Annotated in this window: 18 protein-coding genes; 7 read left to right on the top strand and 11 right to left on the bottom strand. The window is 56.4% G+C overall.

The features are described 5' to 3' along the window. The first annotated feature begins 61 nt into the window (after positions 1–61). Together purE and SYC_RS05700 are read left to right on the top strand one after the other, a co-directional pair. Positions 62–625 (top strand): 5-(carboxyamino)imidazole ribonucleotide mutase, encoded by a 564-nt coding sequence (purE, locus tag SYC_RS05705; protein ID WP_049749323.1) that lies wholly within the window; start codon positions 62–64, stop codon positions 623–625. Positions 626–891: 266 nt separating this feature from the next. After that, on the top strand, positions 892–2,385 hold the full coding sequence (locus tag SYC_RS05700) for an ammonium transporter (RefSeq protein WP_011377582.1): 1,494 nt from the start codon (positions 892–894) through the stop codon (positions 2,383–2,385). Between the two features lie 124 nt (positions 2,386–2,509). Here the strand turns inward: SYC_RS05700 and SYC_RS05695 are convergent, their stop codons facing one another. From SYC_RS05695 to SYC_RS05660, 8 genes are all read right to left on the bottom strand, one after another. Beyond that, entirely contained in the window at positions 2,510–3,751 is a 1,242-nt protein-coding gene (locus SYC_RS05695) for an S-layer homology domain-containing protein (RefSeq protein WP_011243386.1), read from the bottom strand. Positions 3,752–3,790: 39 nt separating this feature from the next. Next, positions 3,791–4,474, bottom strand: a complete 684-nt coding sequence (locus tag SYC_RS05690) for a TrbI/VirB10 family protein (protein ID WP_011243385.1) — start codon at positions 4,472–4,474, stop codon at positions 3,791–3,793. Positions 4,475–4,816: 342 nt separating this feature from the next. Beyond that, entirely contained in the window at positions 4,817–5,872 is a 1,056-nt protein-coding gene (locus SYC_RS05685; RefSeq protein WP_011243384.1) for an ABC transporter permease, read from the bottom strand. Positions 5,873–5,952: 80 nt separating this feature from the next. Beyond that, positions 5,953–6,255, bottom strand: a complete 303-nt coding sequence (gene rpsN / locus SYC_RS05680; RefSeq protein ID WP_011243383.1) for a 30S ribosomal protein S14 — start codon at positions 6,253–6,255, stop codon at positions 5,953–5,955. Between the two features lie 29 nt (positions 6,256–6,284). Then, positions 6,285–6,971, bottom strand: a complete 687-nt coding sequence (nth, locus tag SYC_RS05675; RefSeq protein ID WP_011243382.1) for an endonuclease III — start codon at positions 6,969–6,971, stop codon at positions 6,285–6,287. Next, positions 6,968–8,062, bottom strand: coding sequence for an RIP metalloprotease RseP (rseP, locus tag SYC_RS05670; protein ID WP_011243381.1), 1,095 nt, complete (start codon positions 8,060–8,062; stop codon positions 6,968–6,970). Before rseP ends, nth begins: the two co-directional genes overlap by 4 nt. 46 nt (positions 8,063–8,108) lie before the next feature. Then, entirely contained in the window at positions 8,109–9,395 is a 1,287-nt protein-coding gene (serS, locus tag SYC_RS05665) for a serine--tRNA ligase (RefSeq protein WP_011243380.1), read from the bottom strand. A gap of 88 nt (positions 9,396–9,483) precedes the next feature. Beyond that, positions 9,484–9,729, bottom strand: a complete 246-nt coding sequence (locus tag SYC_RS05660; protein ID WP_011243379.1) for a NifU family protein — start codon at positions 9,727–9,729, stop codon at positions 9,484–9,486. Between the two features lie 365 nt (positions 9,730–10,094). Between SYC_RS05660 and SYC_RS05655 the strand changes: the two genes are divergently transcribed. Next, complete coding sequence (locus SYC_RS05655; RefSeq protein ID WP_231621352.1) at positions 10,095–10,733, top strand: alpha/beta hydrolase; 639 nt, start codon at positions 10,095–10,097, stop codon at positions 10,731–10,733. 99 nt (positions 10,734–10,832) lie between these two features. On the opposite strand, the gene SYC_RS05650 is transcribed toward SYC_RS05655, so the two are convergent. Further along, positions 10,833–11,162 (bottom strand): DUF3155 domain-containing protein, encoded by a 330-nt coding sequence (locus SYC_RS05650; protein WP_039755863.1) that lies wholly within the window; start codon positions 11,160–11,162, stop codon positions 10,833–10,835. A 460-nt stretch (positions 11,163–11,622) separates the two neighbouring features. Here SYC_RS05650 and SYC_RS05645 point away from each other — a divergent pair, with 460 nt between their 5' ends. Continuing rightward, positions 11,623–12,669, top strand: a complete 1,047-nt coding sequence (locus SYC_RS05645) for a sensor histidine kinase (protein ID WP_206740566.1) — start codon at positions 11,623–11,625, stop codon at positions 12,667–12,669. On the opposite strand, the gene cobS is transcribed toward SYC_RS05645, so the two are convergent. Continuing rightward, positions 12,650–13,405 carry an adenosylcobinamide-GDP ribazoletransferase gene (gene cobS, locus SYC_RS05640; RefSeq protein WP_011243375.1) on the bottom strand — a complete coding sequence of 252 codons (756 nt, stop codon included), beginning with the start codon at positions 13,403–13,405 and terminating at the stop codon, positions 12,650–12,652. The genes SYC_RS05645 and cobS overlap by 20 nt on opposite strands. Positions 13,406–13,433: 28 nt before the next feature. Between cobS and tgt the strand changes: the two genes are divergently transcribed. The 3 genes from tgt (at position 13,434) to SYC_RS05630 (ending at position 15,612) form a co-directional block, all read left to right on the top strand. Next, complete coding sequence (gene tgt, locus SYC_RS05635; protein ID WP_011377585.1) at positions 13,434–14,588, top strand: tRNA guanosine(34) transglycosylase Tgt; 1,155 nt, start codon at positions 13,434–13,436, stop codon at positions 14,586–14,588. Positions 14,589–14,641: 53 nt separating this feature from the next. Continuing rightward, on the top strand, positions 14,642–14,779 hold the full coding sequence (locus tag SYC_RS13435; RefSeq protein ID WP_006195022.1) for a photosystem II reaction center protein K: 138 nt from the start codon (positions 14,642–14,644) through the stop codon (positions 14,777–14,779). A 287-nt stretch (positions 14,780–15,066) separates the two neighbouring features. Next, positions 15,067–15,612 carry a hypothetical protein gene (locus SYC_RS05630; protein WP_234701808.1) on the top strand — a complete coding sequence of 182 codons (546 nt, stop codon included), beginning with the start codon at positions 15,067–15,069 and terminating at the stop codon, positions 15,610–15,612. Positions 15,613–15,647: 35 nt separating this feature from the next. Here SYC_RS05630 and fghA read toward each other — a convergent pair whose 3' ends face one another. Further along, a complete protein-coding gene (fghA, locus tag SYC_RS05625; protein WP_011243372.1) occupies positions 15,648–16,484 on the bottom strand; it encodes an S-formylglutathione hydrolase in 837 nt (278 codons plus the stop codon). Between the last annotated feature and the right edge of the window lies 1 nt (position 16,485).

Here is a 16,485-nt window from a genome sequence, read left to right as displayed (position 1 = left end):
TCTGCATGTAACGGCCGACCCAGCAACTCAGGCCGATCGCCCCAATCTTACGTCAGTGACCATGTCTTCTCCTGTTCCTGCTGCACCCTCTGCGCTCACCCAGCCTGCCGTTGGCATCATCATGGGCAGCGACTCTGATTTACCCACCATGCGTGGCGCGATCGCCATCTGCCAGCAGTTTGGCATTGCCCACGAGGTCGAAATTGTCTCCGCTCACCGTACTCCGGTGCGGATGGTGGAGTACGCCCAAACAGCCCATCAGCGCAGCCTCAAGGTGATCATTGCCGGCGCAGGCGGTGCGGCCCATTTACCGGGCATGGTGGCTGCCCTAACTCCCCTGCCGGTGATTGGCGTACCTGTGCAGACCCGCACGTTGCAGGGAGTGGACTCGCTCTATTCGATCGTGCAAATGCCGGCTGGCATCCCAGTAGCAACCGTCGCGATCGGTAATGCCACCAATGCAGGGCTCCTAGCAGTGCAAATGCTGGCTAGCCACAACCCCGAACTACTCCAAGCGGTGCAGACCTATCGCCAAGAATTGGCGCAAATGGTGCAAGATAAGCAGACTCGCCTCAGTGCGATCGGTGTTGAGGCCTACCTCGAAAATGCTGGTGGTCATCACTAGGCGGATTGACGTCACAACCCATAAGCATCAGGGGTTCTCGGCTTCGAGACCCCTCGACTTATCTATGGAAATCATAATTTTTATAAATATTTGATTTGAGACCCTTGGGGCGAACTGTTACATCGATTACAAAACAACCTTGAGTCTCGCTGAATGCTTACAGAGATCTCACAAGGATACTGAACAGCTTGCTGCTCAGCGGTACCTAGGCTGATCAACTGTCCTTGCCCTGCTAGATTGACGTGCTGTCAAAGGAGTTGTTCCAAATGCCTCGAGGTGTAGCGCCTGCGTTTGCTGGGCGAAAACCGAAGGGATGGGCGTGGGCCTCCACTGCTGTTCCTGACTTTCAAGGGGGCTTTAAGCGCCTCATTAATCGTTTCCAAGGATCGAAGCTCTGGTTGGCCTGTGTGCCACTAGCGGCCACGATCGCAGTGTTTTGGGGTGTTGCGGCTAACGCGCAAGGTTCGGCAGATCCTGTCCCTAGCGCCCAATTCCTAGTCAACAACCTCTGGCTGATGGTCGCCACGGTGCTGGTGATCTTCATGAACGCCGGTTTCGCCATGGTTGAGACTGGCCTTTGTCGCCAAAAGAACGCTGTTAACGTCTTGGCGAAAAACCTCATCGTTTTCACCCTGGCTGCAACCGCTTACTGGTTCATCGGCTACTCGCTGATGTACGGAAGCCCGGTGGTCGATGGTTTCCTCTACTTCGGTAAAGGTGGTCCACTCGGTTTCTTCTTCGACCCAACGGTCTCGGCTGAGACGATCAAAAACGATGGTCTCATCTCTTCACTTGATTTTCTCTTCCAAGCAGCATTTGCTGGTACTGCTGCAACCATCGTGTCTGGCTCTGTTGCTGAGCGAATTAAGTTTGTCGACTTCATCATCTTCAGCTTGATCCTGACGGCTGTCATTTACCCCATTGCAGGGTCGTGGCAGTGGAACGTCGGTTCTGGCTGGCTCAACAAAGCGGGTTTCATCGACTTTGCTGGCTCGACTGTTGTGCACTCGGTTGGTGGCTGGGCTGCTCTGATTGGCGCCATCACCCTCGGCCCACGGATGGGTAAATTCCAGGACGGTCGCCCAGGTGCGCTGCCCGGTCACAACCTCGCGATCGCAACCTTGGGTGCGTTGATTCTCTGGATCGGCTGGTACGGCTTCAACGGCGGTTCTGTGTTGGCCTTCAATACTGCCGTTCCTTATGTGGCGGTCACCACAACGCTGGGTGGTGCTGCTGGTGGCATCTCTGCCACGATCACGTCTTGGTCGACCTCAGGTAAGCCGGACTTGTCAATGGTGATCAACGGCATCTTGGCTGGCTTGGTTGGTGTCACCGCAGGTTGCGATGGCTTCGGTATGGGCGGCTCCTTCATCGTCGGCTTGATTGCTGGCGTGCTGGTCGTCTTCTCGGTCTACACCTTCGAAAACCTCAAGATTGACGATCCTGTCGGTGCTTGCTCGGTTCACTTGGTCTGCGGCATTTGGGGCACGCTGGCAGTAGGCCTGTTTAACCTTGAAAAAGGTCTCTTCTACGGTGGTGGCTTTGGTCAACTGGGCTCTCAGATCCTAGGAATTATTTCCTATGGTGTCTGGACAGTTGTTGCTAGCGTCATCATCTGGAATATCCTCAAAGCCCTGCTGGGTCTGCGAGTTTCGCCTGAAGAAGAGCTACAAGGCTTGGATATTGGCGAACACGGGATGGAAGCCTACTCTGGCTTTGCCAAGGATGCATCTAACGCCCTGAGCAGCATCTCGGAATAAGTTCTTAACTGCGCTGTCCATCCGCGAAATCGTCCGCTTCCAAAGGAGGCGGACGATTTGTTTTGGAGACCCCCTTCGGGTCAACGAGCGATCGCTACTGAGTCAGGTCCAACGCAGTGAGTTGCTATCGGGCCGCAAACTCGCTGTCGAGGGTCAAAGCCAAGTCGCGGTTCGGCTCAACCACCAACAGGTCAACGTTGTTTTTGATCAGCAGGCCGCTCAGCAAGCCACCTACACCAGCGCCGCCCAAGACTTCCAGTACATCAATGCGGCGATCGCCCGTCAAGCCACTGATCACCGCTGCTGCTGCTGCCCCAACAGCTGTCCCGGTCAAAATGTTGCCGAGATTGGCGCCCCGCTGCACAGTCTCCACGTCGGTGATGATCTCGGAGCGAGCGTTGAGCGGTCGGGTCTGACCATTGGGCAGAACCAAGTTGCGGGCGACAAATTGTGTTCCAGCTTGGTTGCCGAGGTTGGCGGGACGAAGTTCGCCGTTGATTTGGCTACCGCGAGGGATGACCACCCGGCCCGATCGCGTCAGGTCCTGCGAAACCGTCAGGGTCAGCGGAATGCTTTCGCCTGGAGCCAGCAAGACGCGCTCAGCGGCGTCGTAGCGAACCGGAATCAGGCTGCCAGGAGGAAGGGCTATACCGGCGCTCGGAATGACCGGGATCGAGTTCTGGCTGACGATGTAGGGCGAGTCCACCTGAGCAACTTGACCATTGCTAGCCAGGGACTGGTAGAGGAAAGCTGCGACTTCCGCACGGGTAGCAGAACGATTGGGGTTGAGGAACTGCGGGTCAGGATAGTTGACCACGAGGTTGCGCTCTGTGGCAGCAGCCACGCGATCGCGGGCATAGTCTGGAATCGAGCTGTTGTCAGCAAAGATGCTGAGGGTACCGTTGATGTCCGATCGCGGGTTCAGGTTAAGGCCAGACCCCAGCGATACCAAAGCTTGAACTCGAGGAATGCTTTGCTCGGGCTGAAAGCGGTTGCTGGTGTACCCACTCATGAAGCCCCGGCTGTAGGCGGAGTCGATGGCGTTGCGGGCCCAGTAGTTACTCGGCACATCGCTAAAGTTTTGGGGCGATCTCTGGCTGCCAGTCGTAAATGCTTTGTCGAGCATGGCGGCGAATTGGGCCCGGCTGACCGGTTCATTGGGGCGGAAACTACCGTCAGGAAAACCGGTGATGATGCCGCGGTTAGCCAAGGCTTCCACAAAGGGTTGAGCCCAGTAACTGCTGGAAACATCGCTGAAGCGCGTCGACTGTGCCAGTGCTGCAGGGCTAAAGGTCAGGGTGAGGGCGCTACTGCTGCTGCCGATGAAGAGAAGCGAGGCGAGGCCCGCTTTGAGGGTTTGAGACATGAGAGTGACTCCAGAAAGGGGAGAAGTGATAGATGGGAGTTAACGGAAGGTCAGATCAGATAGCAGTTCTAAGCCGAGATCGCTGGAATCCAAGACGATGATTTGGGAGTTATCGCGCTGCAAGACGTCGTCAAAACTGCGATCGATGGCGCCGTTGTAGCCGGGCAAATTGCTCAGCAGGGTGCGAGCAGCGCCGGTGATCAAGACTGTGCTCAGGTCGGGACGACCGAAGGAAGGCTCACTGAAAATCAGGCCAGAGTGAGCACGAATCGGATAGACGCCGCCATTCGGCAAGATCAAGCGATCGCTGACGAAACGCAGGCCCCGTCCATCGGGTCGCAGCTGACCCAGAATCCGGCTATTGCGGGGCACGAGAACGCGACCCCGATTGTCAAAAATGTCGCGGGCCAAGCGGCCCTCCAGAGGCAAGACTTCTCCGCGGCGCAAAATAATGCGATCGCGACCGGGGAAGAACAGGTTCATGCGGCTACCCGATCGCAGAAAACGCCGATCGACAACGGGAATGGGCACCCCTCGGCGATCAAACTGATCAAACCGGTTGAAGCGATTCAACTGCTCCAAGCAGGCGCGACGATTCCCTCGACCGGGGCGTTCACAGCGATCCCATCTATCGGGCCCTGCTGCAGCGGGCTGCGCTTCGAGTACGGCGCCGCCGGCCAAACAAGCAGCGAGGGCGAGTCCACAAGTCCGTGCGAAGTTCATGGGTGCAGGAGAAATTAATGACAGCAGTAATGCTCTTTTGGACGCGATGCGGAAATGAATGTTCCAGCGATCGCCTCAGTGTTTTGGAGTTGTCTTTTTGACTTCAAGAAACGAAAGCTCGATCTGAAAAATCCTTTCTGAAAGAGGGATTTCAGGAACATAGCTATTAGTAAATTATCTAAAAATTTAAGGAATTCAGTCTAATCTCTGTCTGTGACAGTCTGGAAACTGGCTTGAAAATGGGTCTCAATTAGTTTGTGAATAGGCCAGTCCTGTAACTGTCTGATAGCTGTCTTCTGGCTGAGCTTCGAGAGCGATTGCCTCGGCTGGAATCAGTTGGTCTCAACGCCGTGGGTCGAGGCGATCGCGCAACCCGTCACCCACCACGTTGAAGGCCAGTACTGCAACAACAATCAGCAGAGCAGGTGGCCAAATCAGCCAAGGATTCAACAACAACATCGAGGCATTGGTCGCCAAGGACAGCATGTTGCCCCAGGAGGGATCTGGTTGTTGGATGCCCAAGCCCACGAGGCTCAAGACCGATTCCGCAACAATGAAGCTCGGCACCGCCAGCGTCGCGGCAATGATCACGTAGGTCAGGGTCTGGGGCAGGATGTGGCGGATGAGCAGGTAGAGTCGACTAGCCCCCATCACCTGCGAGGCTTGGACATACTCCCGTTCCCGCAGTGACAGCACCTGCCCCCGAATGACCCGTGCCAATCCTGCCCAATTGATCAGCGAGGTAATCGCTACAATCAGCAAAAACCGCTCGGCGCTACTCAACCCCGGTGGTAGGACAGCGGCCAGCGCGACCAGTAAATACAAGCTGGGGATGGTCATCAGCACTTCTACCAGCCTCATGATCAGTGCGTCGACCCAGCCGCCCCAGTAGCCGGCGATGCCGCCCACCAAGATGCCGAGCGGGAAGGTCAGAATCACACCGACTAGGCCCACACTCAAACTAATGCGGCTGCCGTAGAGCAAGCGACTGAACTGATCGCGCCCCTGATCGTCGGTTCCCAGCAGATGCAGTTTGCCGGGTCCTGTGGTGCCGAGGAGATGGCGATCGCCCTTCCAACTCAGCACTCGGTACGGATCGCCAACCACCCAGATGCGGAGAGGCGATGGGGCATTCCAGTCAGTGATCACTTCCCGCTGACCAGTCTCCAGATCGATGGGGCCCTGGCGCACTGGGTAGACATGGGGGCCAAGCCATTGGCCTTGGCGATTGCGCCAGAAGATTTGGCTGGGTGGCAATAGGGCTGCGTCGGCTTGCGAACTGTAGGGGTTGTAAGGGGCTAAGCAGTCTGCGCCCAAGGCCCCGAGATAGAGCAGCAGCAAGAGACCCACGCCCCAACTCGTCCACGATCGAGGCAATGGCGATCGCCGCTCAGTCATCCCGCAGGCCTCCAAAATAAAAGGGAGCCCATTGGACTCCCCTTTGACTTTAAAACTTGAATGAGGCGATCGCGGCTGACTTACCAGCTCGACTTAACCACGCCCGGCAGCAGACCTTGGTGCGCCATCTCCCGCAGCACGTTACGGCAGAGACCAAAGTCACGGTAGTAGCCCCGGGGGCGACCGGTCACCCAGCAACGGTTGCGCACACGGTTAGGAGCACTGTTGCGGGGCAGTTGTTGAAGCTTGCGATGCAGCTCCAGCCGTTCCGATTGGCTGGTTGCGGCCGCAAACTGCTCTTTGAGCGCTTCACGCTTGGCAGCGTACTTTTCAACTAGTTTTTTGCGCTTGCGGTCGCGCTCGACCATCGCTTTTTTCGCCATTAGCTTGCCTTGAAGAGATGCTTTGGAATTTAGACAGCATTCTCCATAATACCAGAGGCCTTTCGGGCTGTCCGGCGAAAGGTGCTGCAATGGTCAGCCAAACTGCAGCGATCGCAAGCAGGTTTACGGGCATCGCAAACGGCGCGGCCATGGTAGACCAACCGAATTGACCAGTTTTCCCAGTCGGGCTGGGGCAGCAGTTTCATGAGATCCTGCTCAATCTTGATGGGATCTGTGTGAGTGGTGAAGCCGAGGCGATTCGCCAGCCGTTTGACGTGGGTATCCACCGTGACACCAGCATTAATCCCGAAGGCATGGGCTAGGACAACGTTGGCGGTCTTGCGGGCAACCCCCGCCAGAGTCAGCAACTCTGGCATCGATTGCGGGACTTCGCCCCCGTAGACCTCGACAATGCGGCGACTAGCGGCATGAATGTTCTTCGCCTTGTTGCGATAAAACCCCGTGGAGCGGATCAGCTCTTCAATCTCACCCACATCCGCCGCTGCAAAAGCAGGAGCATCAGGAAAGCGCGCAAACAGCGCCGGCGTCACCAAGTTGACCCTGGCATCGGTGCATTGCGCTGACAAAATCGTCGCCACCAGCAGTTGTAGGGGCGTTTCATAGTCCAGCGAGCAGGGTGCTTCGGGATAGAGCTGCTTGAGCTCAGCCAAAACTGCCAGTGCCCGCTGCTTTTTAGACAAGCGAGGTGTCGTCACTGTTGGAGAAATTGCTGAACCCAAGCCAGTTGGGTGGTGTCGCGCACAATCAGCACAATACCCAAACCCAAGAGCAGCATCAGGCCCGTCTGCATTACGCCTTCCTGCAATTTGCGAGGTAGAGGCCGACCCTGGAGGGCTTCGATCGCCAGGAAGAAGAGTTGACCGCCGTCGAGGGCTGGCAGCGGCAGGATGTTGATCACAGCGAGGTTAACGCTGATCAAAGCAGCAAAGAAGAAGAGGTTGCCCGAGTCACTCGCTGCGATATTGGCACCCCATTCGACGATTTTGACAGGGCCTGAAACTTGGCCTGCCGTCTCTTGGAAGTTGGTCACCAGCTGACCAAAGCCTTGCACGGTGCGTCGAAAGATCTCCTCAAACTGCTGGGAGGCCAACCGCAGCACTTCACCTGGGCCTTTCGGTCGTCGGTAGTTGATTTGGCCATTGGGTGCGAGTTGCACGCCAATCCGGCCTTGGCCATCGGCCCCTGTCTCCGGCGTCAGGGAAAGTTGCAGGTTGCTGCCATTCCGCTGCACGGTGATTGGAATCGTCTGGCCGGCGCTAGTTTTGATCGTTTGAATAAACGACTTCACCGTTTGCTCGCCACTACCCAGGGTTTGACCGGCCTGGGCCGTGATGATGTCACCCGCTTGCAAGCCCGCGATCGCCGCAGGGGTTTTCTCCCCCATGACATGGGGCACGATGATGCCCGGCTGGGGCTGCAGCGATTGGGGGATCCCAACGATCGAAACTTGGGTGACCAAAATCACGAAGGCAAAGATGAGGTTGGCAATCACGCCAGCGCTGATCACAATGGCGCGATCGAGGACAGGGCGGTTGCGCAGCAGATTGGGATCGCGGGGATCGATGGTGCTGTCGGGGTCATCGTCAGGGAAGCCGACGTAGCCGCCTAAGGGAAAGGCCCGCAGCGCATACTCTGTTTCTTTCCCTTGGTAGCGCAGTAGCACAGGCCCAAAGCCAATCGAAAAGCGGTTGGCGTAAATCCCTTGCCAGCGTGCTGCCAAAAAGTGACCGGCTTCATGCACCACAATCAGCAACGCTAAGACAGCGATCGCAGCCAGAACTGACATGCGCAATCCTTAGGAGGGTCAATGGCTCTATTCTGACACCGGCGCTTTAAGGCTGGCCAATCACGGTCTGGCGGAGGTAGGGCTGTAGGGCTTCGGGCACGCGTACACTGCCGTCTGGCTGCTGGTAGTTTTCTAGAACTGCTGCCATGGTCCGACCCACAGCAAGACCCGAGCCATTCAGCGTGTGGACAAAGCGCGTCCCTTTTTGACCTGCTTCTTTGAAGCGGATGTTGGCGCGCCGCGCTTGGAAATCACCGCAGTTGGAGCAGCTAGAAATTTCGCGGTAGCGCCCTGCTGAGGGTAGCCAGACTTCAATGTCGTAGGTTTTCTGAGCTGAAAAGCCCAAATCGCCGGTACAGAGTTCGATCGTGCGATAGGGCAGTTCCAAAGCCTGCAGAATCGCTTCAGCATTGGCAAGGAGTTGCTGATGAGCTGCTTCGGAATGGTCAGGATGGACGAACTGATAGAGCTCAACTTTGTTGAACTGGTGGAGTCGAATCAATCCCCGTGTGTCGCGGCCATAGCTACCTGCTTCGCGCCGGAAGCAAGGGGTGTAGGCGCAGTAGCGCAGTGGCAGTTGGTCAGCGCTGAGAATTTCATCGCGATAGAGACTGGTCAGCGGCACTTCTGCTGTCGGGGTCAGCCAGAGGTCGTCGCGATCGCAGCGGAAACTTTCTTCAGAAAATTTGGGCAGCTGACCCGAAGCGGTCAATGAGGCACTGTTGATCAGGTAGGGAGGCGCCACCTCGGTGTAGCCTGCGGCCGTTTGGCGATCGAGCATGAAAGCGATCAAAGCTCGCTCCAAAGCCGCGCCCGCACCCAGTAGCGTTACAAAGCGACTCTGGGCAATGCGCGTCGAACGCTCGAAATCAAATAGTCCCAGTCGCTCGCCAATTTCCCAGTGCGGCGCAAATTCACCCTCACGAATGCGGTCGTCGCCCCAGCGGTGGATCTCGCGGTTCTCGTCCTCACTACTGCCGAGGGGGACCGTCTCGTCGGGCAGATTCGGCAGGGTTAATAGGTAGGTGTCGAGCTCGCTGCGGACCTGACGCTCTTGCTGTTCGAGGTCAGCAATCTGTTGCTTGAGCTGGTTCCCCTCTTCCCGGAGCGCTGCAATTTCTTCACTTTGCGGGTCAGCCCCTTCGCGCATTTTTTGGCCAACACTCCGCCCAATCTCATTGCTGCGGGCTTGGAGCTGGGTTCGCTCTTGCTCCCACTGCCGCACCTGTTGATCGAGGCTCAGCAGAGGCTGGATATCGTAGCTAGAGTGGCGGCGATCGAGGCGCGCTTGGGTCGCCTCAGGATTTTCACGCAGCAAACGAAGGTCGAGCACCGGTTCAGCAGGAATGCAGCTAGCGCAGACAAAGTTGCGCCTCACTCAGCATACTGGCGTGGCGGTGCTCAACTAAATGCAGGCGTTTTTAGAAGACCTGTTCGACTTCAGAAATTTCAGGAATCGATTCCCGCAGCTTGCGTTCAATGCCCATGCGCAGGGTCATGGTCGAGCTGGGGCAGGAGCCGCAGGCACCATTGAGGCGCAGCTTGACGATTGGGCCATCCAACTCAACCAGTTCGACGTTGCCGCCATCGGCAATGAGGTAGGGGCGCAGCTCGTCCAGGACGGTTTCTACGTTTTCGGGCGTCAGGGCCAAAGTCTCTGTAGCCATGCCATCTCGGAAGGTTCAACTACCCGCCATTGTGACGCAGGCCGCGATTGCTTGGCGGCTCTTGGGGTTGGCGAGTCGCTTGAAAAGTTCTAAGGCTGAGGATTGAGGCGCAGCGATCGCACTCTGAGCATTCCTTCATGGGCAAGAAAGTCCCTGCTTTTGCAAAGCTCACATTTCATTGAAGACTCTGGATCTTCTAAGGACTCCTCAGCCAGACTGCAAACAGCTCAGACTTCTCCACCAACCCGAAAGCAGGAGAAGCTGTTTTTCGGCCTCTAGCAATCGCTAGAGGCTCTTCTTTTGCGGAAAACGGCAGCTCCGGGTCAGGCTTGCGAGAATAGCGTCACCTGACTGGAAGCCTTGGGATGACCATAATGCTGACTGCTCGCCATCGCCCGGCGATCGCTCCTGCTGCCGGACAAGTGGTGCTGCTCCATGGCTTTGGGGCGAATGCAGAGGATCTCCTCGGACTCGATGCCGAGTTTGCGCGACCAGATCTGGACCTCTGGTCCGTCGAAGCGCCGCTGACTTGCCCAGGCACAGAAGCCGGTCGCATGTGGTACGACCTCTACCAGACCGATTGGCCAGGCTTGTCCGAAGCGATCGCTGCACTAAAAGCTTGGTTGCTGGCGTTACCCGCGCAAACCCAACAACCGCTATCGAGCACACTGCTATTGGGCTTTTCGCAAGGAGCTGCCATGACTTTGGAAATGGGCGCTCTGCTGCCCGTCAAAGGCTTGATGATCTGCAGCGGCTATTGGCATCCGTCGCTCGAATGGCCTAAGGCCCTAACACCAACCGCGATCGTTACCCATGGGACGATCGATCCGGTCGTTCCCTTCGCAGCGGGTGAAGAGATTCACCAACGGCTCCAAGCGGCTGGTTGCCAAAGTCAGCTCCTCCCAACACAGAGCGGTCACTGGATCGATCGCCCTGCGATCGCCGCACTGCGCGACTTTTTGAATCAGCAACTGCCACCCCACACTGCGGTGGCCAGCGACTGAATTCCCGAGAGAGCATCCAGCAAAAAGCGTAGGGATCTTGAGCGATCGCTACGCTTTTCAACACAAACTACAACGGAGTGAGTGAGCCCGATCGCCGACCTAGCAGGTCGCCAACATCGGTTCTTCTTCGTCTTCGTACTCTTCTTCCTCTTCTAGGAGGGCACGCAGACTGGGGAACAAGAAGTGATTCTCTTCAACGTACTGAGCGCCGAATAGGCCTTTTTCGGCCCAGAAGTAGCGATCGGTCGTGTGTTCGTTGCGCTTGACCAACAGCAGAGCCGGCGGTGCAATTTTCTCGGAATGGATGAAGTTGCGAGCAGCCGTCACAGGCTTGTCATCGCCACTGTCGATGCTATATTGAGGCACCAAGTCGAGAATTTTCCGTCCTTCTAGACGCCGCCGACTTTTCCGTTTCCGTCTTCTCGCCACGACTTTACCCCCTCGGTTCGGCCGATCTTGCACGTTACCCAGAGCTTCAAGCAGCCCAAAAAGAACTGAACGCTCTGTAATTGTCAATACAAAATTAACTTCCATCATATAGATAGTGCTGGGGTCGCACAAGCCGGACGTTACAGTCCGTATCAGTTTCCTTATGACTTTTTAAGTTTGGTGCGATCGCTCACCTCTTTAAGCAGTCCCCCTATCCTTGATCTCGCTAGGCTGTGGGCAAAGGCTCGCGTTAGGCTTGGCAGAGCTCCGTCTCAGATTGATGGGGATCGTGGATGACGACCGGGGTCGAGTTTTCGCAGATTTGCCAAGCGCAACTCGAATTGTTGAGCCAAGCGCTGGGGGCCAGTCTCAGTGCTGTTTACCTCGTCGATCCCCAAGCGCAGGACTCGGCAACCATGCTAGTGCCGATTGCCCTCTATCCGGTTACGCGCAATCCACCTTGGCGCCAGTTCGTGACAGTGCTGTATCCGTGCCGGCCCCGAAATTGGCCCTGCCGATTGAGCAGTTCATGCGCTCTTCAGAAATGGGCGAGCTGTCTTATCAGCGCTGGATTCCGCTGCGGCAGGGCGACCAAGTTTTGGGCTTGTTGGTGACCCGTCGTGACGATCGCGACTGGACGGAACCTGAAGCCCTACAACTGGAGCAAATTGCGGACACCTTGGCCCTGGGGCGATCGCTCGATCAACAAAATCAGCTGTTGCAACAACAACTGCAGCACCGCGATTACTGGCAGCTTCAAGAGCAAGATCGGCTCGAGGTTCTACTACACCAGATCAAAAATCCGCTGACGGCGCTGCGCACCTTTGCCAAATTGTTGTTGCGCCGTATGCAACCCGAGGAACGCAATCGTCAGTTAGCAGCGAGCTTGCTGCGAGAGAGCGATCGCCTAGCTGATCTCCTCAACTTGCTCAACTCACCTTCCCAGTCCGCTCCGACCGCGGCTTTACCCAGTGCGAATCCACTGTTGTTAAACTCGGCTTCGCCGCAGATTCCGACAGAAGTTGATGATTATTTGCCGCTGTTAATTGAGCGAACCGTCGCGATCGCCCAGGAGAAAGGGCTGGCCTTTGAAGTGCAAGATTGGCGACCGCTGCCTCCCGTCTTGGCACCCGCCAGCACCCTGCAGGAAATTCTGGGGAATTTGCTAGAAAACGCCTGCAAATACACACCAGTGTCGGGCTGCATCGGTTTAAGTTGGGTGGCTTTGGATACCGCTGCGATCGCCTTCTGCGTTTGGGATGACGGTCCTCAGATCCCAGCAGAAGACTTACCGCACCTATTCGAGCGCAATTTTCGTGGTGTCCAAGGGAAGGGCGAAATTCCCGGCAGCGGCTTGGGTTTAGCGATCGCTCGTGACCTCAGCCAGTCTGTCGGCGGTGATTTACGCTGCTACAGCCCTGCAGCGGCTTACCAGCCAGACTTACCCAAAACGGGTGTAGCCTTCGTCTTCACCGTGCCGGTTTGGACTAAACCTGCCCGATCGTGAAGCTAACCCAGATCAAGGCTTCTGTCCATTCCACGATTGCACCGTAGGTGTCGCCGGTTTGTCCCCCTAGTTTTTTCTGCAACCAAGCGCCGGTTGCCCAAGCCCAGAGGAGCCCGATCGCGAGGAGTTGAAGCGCAACTGTCAGGGAGTGGAATCGAGCGATCGCGCCAATTCCCAGCACTAAGGCGATCGCCCCTGGCAAGAGATCGATCGCGCCGCGTCCCGTCTGTTTATGGATTGCCCCCTTGCCCTCGGCTTTGAGGTAGGGATAACGGACGATCGCCAGCACTTGCGCCCAGCGCCCCCAGACTGGAATCAGCAAAATCAACAGCGATCGCGGGGCAGGAAGGTAGCAAAGCGCAATCGTTTTCAGGCTGATGATGGCGATCGCAGCGATCGCGCCAAAGGCACCCGTGTGACTATCGCTCATCACCTCCAAACGGCGATCGGGATTGGGAACCGCCAACCCATCCGCTGTATCCATCGCCCCATCCAGATGCAATCCGCCAGTCAAGGCGATCGCCAGCAAAACAATCAGCAAGCTGCGGAGCGGTAGTGGAAATTGACCAACTGCCAAGAGGCGATCGCTCACCGCCAGAATCAGCCCCAGAATGAGTCCAACGATCGGTGCCCAGCGGCTCATGCCCGCAAACTGCGTCGGCCAGCGTTGGGGTAACGGCAGCACCGTGTAAAAGAGAATGGCGGCATTCAGCTCAGTCCAGAGTTGCCGGATCATGTCGGGAAGCGCCAGCTACGGCGATAGCATGGATCGGCAGTGCGCGGTGGCTTCATTGACAGCGTTTCAGTTCCAAATCGATCGACAGTGCAGCCAAACACGGGGCCGAGCTTGCAGCTTTCACACGCCCCACGGGATTGTTGAAACCCCGCGCTTTATGCCGGTGGGGACGTTGGCTACGGTCAAAACTGTAACGCCTGCCCAACTGCGCGATACCGGCGCTCAGATGGTGCTGTCCAACACCTACCACCTGCATTTGCAACCAGGCGAAGAGATTGTGGCCAAAGCGGGCGGTCTGCACCGCTTCATGAATTGGTCGGGGCCAATGCTGACTGATTCCGGTGGCTTTCAGGTCTTCAGCCTGAGTGAACTGCGCAAGATTGAAGAGCGCGGCGTCACCTTTCGATCGCCCCGGGATGGCGCGGTGATTGAGTTCACCCCCGAGCGATCGATTCGCATTCAAAATGCACTGGGGGCCGATGTGATCATGGCCTTCGATGAATGCCCGCCCTATCCAGCTGAGCGCAAGGACGTCGAAGCGGCGGTGGCACGGACCTATCGCTGGCTGGAGCGCTGTATCAACGCTCATGAAAGACCCCAGGATCAAGCCCTATTCGGCATTGTTCAAGGCGGCGTCTATCTGGATTTACGCCAGCAGGCGGCCCGGGATCTCGTTCAGCTTGACCTACCGGGCTATGCGATCGGTGGTGTCAGTGTCGGCGAACCCTCAGAAGAAATTCACCGCATTGTGGAAGCGACAGCACCGCTCTTGCCCGCCCATAAACCTCGCTACTTGATGGGTGTGGGGACGTACCGCGAAATGGTGCAGGCGATCGCCGCTGGGATTGACCTGTTTGACTGCGTGATCCCAACTCGTTTGGCGCGGCATGGTGCTGCCTTAGTCAAGGGCGATCGCTGGAACCTGAAAAATGCACAGTTCCGCGAAGATTTCCAGCCGCTGGATGAAGACTGTAACTGCTACTGCTGCCAAAACTTCAGCCGCGCTTACCTCAACCACCTGATTCGATCGCGGGAAATTCTGGGCTATACCTTGCTCTCGATTCACAACATCACCGAGCTGGTGCGCTTCACGACTCGGATTCGCGAGGCTATCTTGAGCGATCGCTTCGTCGAAGAGTTTGGCCATTGGTTACAGCCATCCGCAGTGCCCGTATCGCCGTGATAGCATTCAGAACAACTGAGTCGAGTCTTGCGTTCAGAGAAGGGAGTTCAACGATGGAAGCTGCATTGCTCTTGGCGAAATTGCCGGAAGCCTACCAAATCTTCGATCCCTTGGTAGACGTACTGCCTGTGATTCCGGTGTTCTTCCTCTTGCTCGCCTTCGTGTGGCAAGCAGCAGTCGGCTTCCGCTAAGACTCAACACACAAGCTTTACGCGATCGGGGAGGTGGCAATGCCATCTCCCCGATTCTGTATATCTGCCGATTATCCAGCAGGATGTGGGACAAGAAACCAGTTGCATCTAAGTACAAGATAGCTGTCTAAAACCTTGTATTTCATTGGTTTTAATTCAGAATTTAAAAGTTCCAGCACTCGACTTATGCCGCACCACTAAAATTTTCCGATCAGATGCATCCGCTCAGCGACACTGAACGTATCTCTCTTGGACAACTGATTTTTGTGGTTTGGGAGAGTCTCAGGATGAACTCGCTATATGTTGTGAAAAGCGATCGCTCAGGTCAGGGTAGCCTCTCACCAGAGCTTGCCGATACTGGAAATATCGCGCTTCAGAATTTGAGTGATTTACTCCAGATCAGTGACTCTCTTGATCTTGCAAGCCTCACTGCAGCCCTCAAGGGTCATAGCTCGCTCACTCCTTCCTTGCTGGATGCAGTCAACGGTTTATTGATGGCCGATTATGAGACTGCTGTCATTGATAATCTTCTATGCGTCATCAATGGGCTAATCAGTGCAAATCAAACAATGCTTGTTCAAGGGCTGCTAAATACTGTTCATCGCTGGCTCAAGGAAAACGCCTCTCCAGCAAGTCTTGAAGATGTGATTACAACTGTTCAGTCTTCCATTCACCAGTTGCAAGCGATCGGAGCTTTGGCAGGAAATCTCCCCACTTATTTGTTCCTCATGACTGCAGCCGATACTATTGACCAGTCACCAGAAACATCCGCTAAAAAGACCTCTGCTGTTGGGAAAGCTTTTGCATTGCGAGTTTTGCCATCCCTTCACTAGTGGCAGTCCCAAGGCTCACAGTCGAAGGACAAGACTCAGCTCCCTAGCTGCTCAGCGTGGAAGCGCAGGTGATCATCAATGAAGCTGGCGATGAAAAAGTAGCTGTGGTTGTAGTCCGGCTGGTAGCGCAGGGTCAGTGCTTTTCCTGCTGCTTGCGCTGCCTGTTCTAGCTGCTGCGGCAACAGTTGACCGGCAAGAAACTCATCGGCTTCACCTTGATCCACCAAGATCGGTCGATCCCAAGCGCTGGTCTTCAAACATTCGCAGGCATCGTAGGTCAGCCACGCGCTGCGATCGCTTCCGAGGTAAGCGGTCAGGGCTTTCTCACCCCAAGGACATTGGCTGGGTGCGGCGATCGGGGCAAAGGCCGAAGCTGAGCGATAGCGATCGGGGTTGTTCAGCGCTAAAGTCAATGCGCCGTGACCGCCCATCGAATGACCGGAAATCCCCGCGCGATCGCAGTCGATCGCTGGAAAGTGTGCTGCCAGTAATGCCGGCAACTCATCCCGAACGTAGGTCGCCATTTGGTAGTGCGATCGCCAAGGATCCTGCGTCGCATCAACGTAAAAGCCTGCACCTTGACCGAGATCCCAGCCGGCATCATCCGCAACAGCTGCCCCGCGGGGACTCGTATCGGGAGCAGCGATCGCCAATCCCAATTCCGCAGCAGCACGCTGCGCCCCCGCTTTGGTGACGAAATTTTCGTCTGTACAGGTCAGCCCTGAGAGCCAATAGAGCAGCGGCACAGAACCTCGATCAGCTTGTGGCGGTAGATAAACCGAGAGGGTTGTCTCACTATTCAGTGAAGTGGACTTAAAGCCGTAGCGCTGCTGCCAGCCGCCAAAGCTGCGGTGTGAAGAAAGCAGTTCCATG

Origin of the sequence: Synechococcus elongatus PCC 6301, from assembly GCF_000010065.1 — a bacterium.
Classification (GTDB): domain Bacteria; phylum Cyanobacteriota; class Cyanobacteriia; order Synechococcales; family Synechococcaceae; genus Synechococcus; species Synechococcus elongatus.
Note: the sequence above shows the minus strand (reverse complement) of the source record. Positions and strands in the feature narration are given on the sequence as shown.

What these genes read in the sequence shown, in the direction of transcription:
- rpsN (WP_011243383.1), bottom strand. Translation starts at nt 6,255, where the DNA reads ATGGCGAAAAAAGCGATGGTCGAGCGCGACCGCAAGCGCAAAAAACTA.
- SYC_RS05690 (WP_011243385.1), bottom strand. Translation starts at nt 4,474, where the DNA reads ATGAACTTCGCACGGACTTGTGGACTCGCCCTCGCTGCTTGTTTGGCC.
- SYC_RS05695 (WP_011243386.1), bottom strand. Translation starts at nt 3,751, where the DNA reads ATGTCTCAAACCCTCAAAGCGGGCCTCGCCTCGCTTCTCTTCATCGGC.
- rseP (WP_011243381.1), bottom strand. Translation starts at nt 8,062, where the DNA reads ATGTCAGTTCTGGCTGCGATCGCTGTCTTAGCGTTGCTGATTGTGGTG.
- SYC_RS13435 (WP_006195022.1), top strand. Translation starts at nt 14,642, where the DNA reads ATGGAAGCTGCATTGCTCTTGGCGAAATTGCCGGAAGCCTACCAAATC.
- purE (WP_049749323.1), top strand. Translation starts at nt 62, where the DNA reads ATGTCTTCTCCTGTTCCTGCTGCACCCTCTGCGCTCACCCAGCCTGCC.
- SYC_RS05685 (WP_011243384.1), bottom strand. Translation starts at nt 5,872, where the DNA reads ATGACTGAGCGGCGATCGCCATTGCCTCGATCGTGGACGAGTTGGGGC.
- fghA (WP_011243372.1), bottom strand. Translation starts at nt 16,484, where the DNA reads ATGGAACTGCTTTCTTCACACCGCAGCTTTGGCGGCTGGCAGCAGCGC.
- tgt (WP_011377585.1), top strand. Translation starts at nt 13,434, where the DNA reads ATGGATCGGCAGTGCGCGGTGGCTTCATTGACAGCGTTTCAGTTCCAA.
- cobS (WP_011243375.1), bottom strand. Translation starts at nt 13,405, where the DNA reads ATGATCCGGCAACTCTGGACTGAGCTGAATGCCGCCATTCTCTTTTAC.
- SYC_RS05700 (WP_011377582.1), top strand. Translation starts at nt 892, where the DNA reads ATGCCTCGAGGTGTAGCGCCTGCGTTTGCTGGGCGAAAACCGAAGGGA.
- SYC_RS05630 (WP_234701808.1), top strand. Translation starts at nt 15,067, where the DNA reads ATGAACTCGCTATATGTTGTGAAAAGCGATCGCTCAGGTCAGGGTAGC.
- SYC_RS05660 (WP_011243379.1), bottom strand. Translation starts at nt 9,729, where the DNA reads ATGGCTACAGAGACTTTGGCCCTGACGCCCGAAAACGTAGAAACCGTC.
- SYC_RS05655 (WP_231621352.1), top strand. Translation starts at nt 10,095, where the DNA reads ATGACCATAATGCTGACTGCTCGCCATCGCCCGGCGATCGCTCCTGCT.